At 59.6% G+C, this 3891-nt stretch carries 1 protein-coding gene; it reads left to right on the top strand.

The window, feature by feature from the left end:
• The coding region (locus tag HF682_RS17600; RefSeq protein WP_168878657.1) for a hemagglutinin repeat-containing protein at nucleotides 1-3891 on the top strand (3891 nt) is incomplete at both ends.

Genomic DNA, 3891 nt, shown 5'->3' with positions numbered 1-3891 from the left:
ATGGACGCGTACTGACCGGGCACAACCTCACTCTGAACAGCACGGGACAAGTCCGTCTGCAGCAAGGGCTGACCAGTGGTGGCAACCTGCAGGTGAATGCAGGTCAGCTGCAGGTGGATGGTAATGTCCAAAGTGGGGGTGACCTGCGGTTGCAATCCGCTCAGAACCTGCAGATTGCAGGTAGCCTGCGAAGCGGGGGCAACCTTCGCCTGGACAGCACCGGCCTGACGAATCTACAGCAGGGACTGACCAGTAATAGCCAGCTGCAATTGCAAGCCGGACAACTTCAGTTGGGTGGCAACCTCTACGCAGCAGGGGATGCTGCACTGCAAGTGCATGGAGACCTGAGTAACAGCGTACGGCTGGCTTCAGGGGGCAATCTGCAGCTACAGGCTGCCAACCTGAACAATACCGGCATGCTGGCAGCCGGTTTGCGCAGCGATGGCACGCTGGGCGCCCAGGGCCAACTGATATTGCAAGTGAGCAATCAGGTGACCCAGACAGGGAGTCTGGTTGCGGCCAGTGACTTGAATCTCGCGGCTACGCAGCTGAACAACCAAGGTGTCACATATGCCGCGCAGGACCTGCATGTCGAGGCTGGCAAGCTGAGCAATACTGCTGTGCTCCTGTCTGGACGGGATACACGGCTGGTGGTGGGGGAGCTGTACAACCAGTCTGGAGGGGAAGTTCAGGCCGGACGACACCTGAAAGTGACGGGCAGCAATAATGCCCGTGCCAGCGTGGTGCTGAACGACCGTGCTCGCATGGAGGCACAGCAAGGCGATGTTGAAATCCGGGCAACCCAGTTTCAGAACCTGGGGGCAGACCCTGCCGCTTACCGGGTGAGTTCACCGGTTTCAGACCAGATCCAGATTGCCCAGCACCCAAACTACGCCAATGCCATCTCCCGTGCTCAGGGTTTCTATGACTATTGGCTAAGCTATGTTCCCGAACTGGTGCAATACCAGCATTGGCTGCCCTACACGGGCACAGACAAACGAGTTCAGCTTAAAGTCGATGGATACATTGAGCAACTGAACCCCGGCTTTGTCGCGCAGCCTGCGCGACTGCTGGCTGGACACGATTTGACGCTGGATGTAGGCACGGGCAGCAACCGCTATAGCAACATCATTGCAGGTAATAATATCCAGCTGACCGGTGGCAGCTTTACCAATACGGGTTTGGCGCTGACCTCGGATGTGACGATCCAGCCGATCTATGAGGACGGTACGGCAGCCAGCAACCATTGGCCAGGCTCTCATATCTATCTGGCGCCTTTGCACCACGTCAAGACCCAAGGCAGTGTCAGCAGCATCATCGGTGCCGGTAATACCCTCACTGTCAGCGGTCTGGCCAGTTTCGTCAACGATAATGGCCTGAGTCAAAGTGCCTATGTGGTTACTGGTTCCGGGAATAGCAGTACTCCGCCGACCAGCCTGGGCGGGGGGGTAACCCTGAACAATTCCGGGCAGCTCAATGTCTCTGGTGTGAGTGGCAACGGACTGTTCATCCTCGCATCCAGCGATAACCCTCGCTACCTGATTGAAGGCAATCCGCTGTTCACCGACAAGAACCGCTTCCTCAGCTCAGACTATTTCCTGAGCAGCCTGGGGATTGACCCGCAGCGCATGCAAAAGCGCCTGGGCGATGGTGCCTACGAACAGCAACTGGTGCGTAACCAGCTGATGCAGCGTACTGGCAAGCAATACGCTTTCAATACCGATGCCAATACCGATTATCGCACCCTGCTGGATAACGCCGCACGCTTTGCCCGCAGCCTGCAAATCAGCCCCGGCATTGCGCTGACTTCGACCCAGCTGGGCCGCTTGACCGAAGACATGGTCTGGATGGAGGAGCGCGTGGTCAACGGCCAGCGCGTGCTGGTGCCCCAGCTCTACCTGGCCGGGAATGTACCGACCCGTCTGGCGCCGAACGGTGCGGTGGTCATGGCCAAAAACCTGAACCTGAGTGTTCAGCAGCTGCAAAATAGTGGCGCCATGGTGGCAGACAGCGGGCTGCTGGTATCTGCCAATGACCTGATTAACCGCAATGGCACTTTGCAAGCGGGTGGACCGCTGCAGCTATTGGCCCGCAATGACCTGCAAAGCCAGGGCGGCGTGCTGCAAGGGGGGCAGGTTCAGCTGGCCGCCAACCGTGATGTGCTGCTCAATGGCACGCAAGTGCAATCCGAAGGTGCCCTGCGCATTGAGGCAGGCCGCAATCTGAGCTTGGGTACGGTCACCGAGCAGTACACGGCGGGCGGGCAGCAAGGGCAGGGCCATGACGAAACCTGGTCCAGCAGCGGCACACGCCAGCATGTTAGCCAGCTGGCCAGCCGTGGTGACCTGACTCTGTTGACGGGTCAGGACCTGACCCTGCAAGGCACTCAGCTGTCCACCACCGGCAATGCCCTGATTGCAGCCGGAGGGGATGTCACCATCACGGCAGCAACCGAGACCTTCCAGAACCACACCGAGCAACACAAGAAGGGCTTCCGCCGTAAAACCGACGAAATCAGGGATACAGCTACCGAGACTGTCATTGGCAGCAACATCCAAGTGATGGGCCAACTGGACATCCAGTCCGGGAAAAACCTCACCATCTCCGGCAGCCGCGTGTCCGCACAGCAAGACCTCAATGTACTGGCTCAGCAGGACGTCAACATCACCGAGCAGACCGAGCGCAGCAGCAACCACTATGAATATCACGACAAGCGCAGTGGCTTTACAATAGGTTTTACCGGCCCCACCTACAGCAAGAGCCGTACCAATCTGCTGCAGAACGGTACTTCTGAGCGCGCTGTCAGCAGTGAGCTGAGCGGTAGCAACATCAACGTCCAGTCCGGACGCGACACCACCGTTCGCGGCAGCATGTTGCTGGCCGACAAGGACCTCACCGTCCAGGCCGGACGCAACATCCTGATTGACGCTGCCCACGAGCAGCGCACAAACGACCGCCACTTCGACAGCAAGAGCAGCAGTATTGGCATCACCGGCTTCAGCAAGAGCATGGCCACCCAGGATGGCAATGGCAACGGCCACACTGCCGTCACCAGCCTGCTCTCCGCCAACCGCGGCAACCTCAGTCTCATCGCCGGTGGTAGTGGTGAAGTCAAAGGCAAGGGCAGCGTTACCACCGTCGGTGCCGACCTGCTGGCCGGGCAAGGCATCCTGATCGACGCCAGTAATATTGACCTGCTCGCCGCCTACAACAGCGACAGCAGCCACAGCCGCAGCGCCAGCAAGAGCGTCAGTGTCGGTGCCAGCCTCACCGGCTACATCGGCGGCCCCCTCAACCAGATCCTCAACAACTTGGAAGCCGCTCGCAAAGGCAGCGGTAACAGTCGCCTTGACACCGCGCTCGCCCTCAAGGCCGGCTACGACAGCTACAAGCTGGCGACGGATAAAGAGAAATGGGACAGATACAAAGCAGAGCGTGACGCCCCTGCCAAGGACAGCAACACCCAGGGCAGCGACAACACCCAAGGCGGCCAAGGCGGCCAAGGCACCAACGGCCAGGGCGGACAAAAAACCAACAACGAACCCGGCATCGGCATCTCGGTCGGCTTCAGCAACAGCAAATCCTCCAGCAGCAGCGACAGCAGCAGCAGCAGCGCCAAAGGCAGCAACCTGCAGGCACAAAGCATTGTCCTGCTGGCCCGTGACACCGACATCCGCACCGAAGGCGCCAAGCTGCAGGCCAAGGACATTGACCTTGATGCCGCCCGCAACATCGAGCTCGCAGCCGCCGTCAACCAGGCCAACGTCCACAGCCAGAACAGCAGCAAAGGCAGCAGCTTCGGCGTCACCTTCGGCTTCGGCCAGCAAAACGGCTTCAGCTTCCAGATCGGCGGCAGCAAAGGCAAAGGCCTCACCGACGGCAGCGAAACCC

Source organism: Leeia aquatica, assembly GCF_012641365.1.
Taxonomy (GTDB): Bacteria; Pseudomonadota; Gammaproteobacteria; order Burkholderiales; family Leeiaceae; genus Leeia; species Leeia aquatica.
Note: the sequence above shows the minus strand (reverse complement) of the source record. Positions and strands in the feature narration are given on the sequence as shown.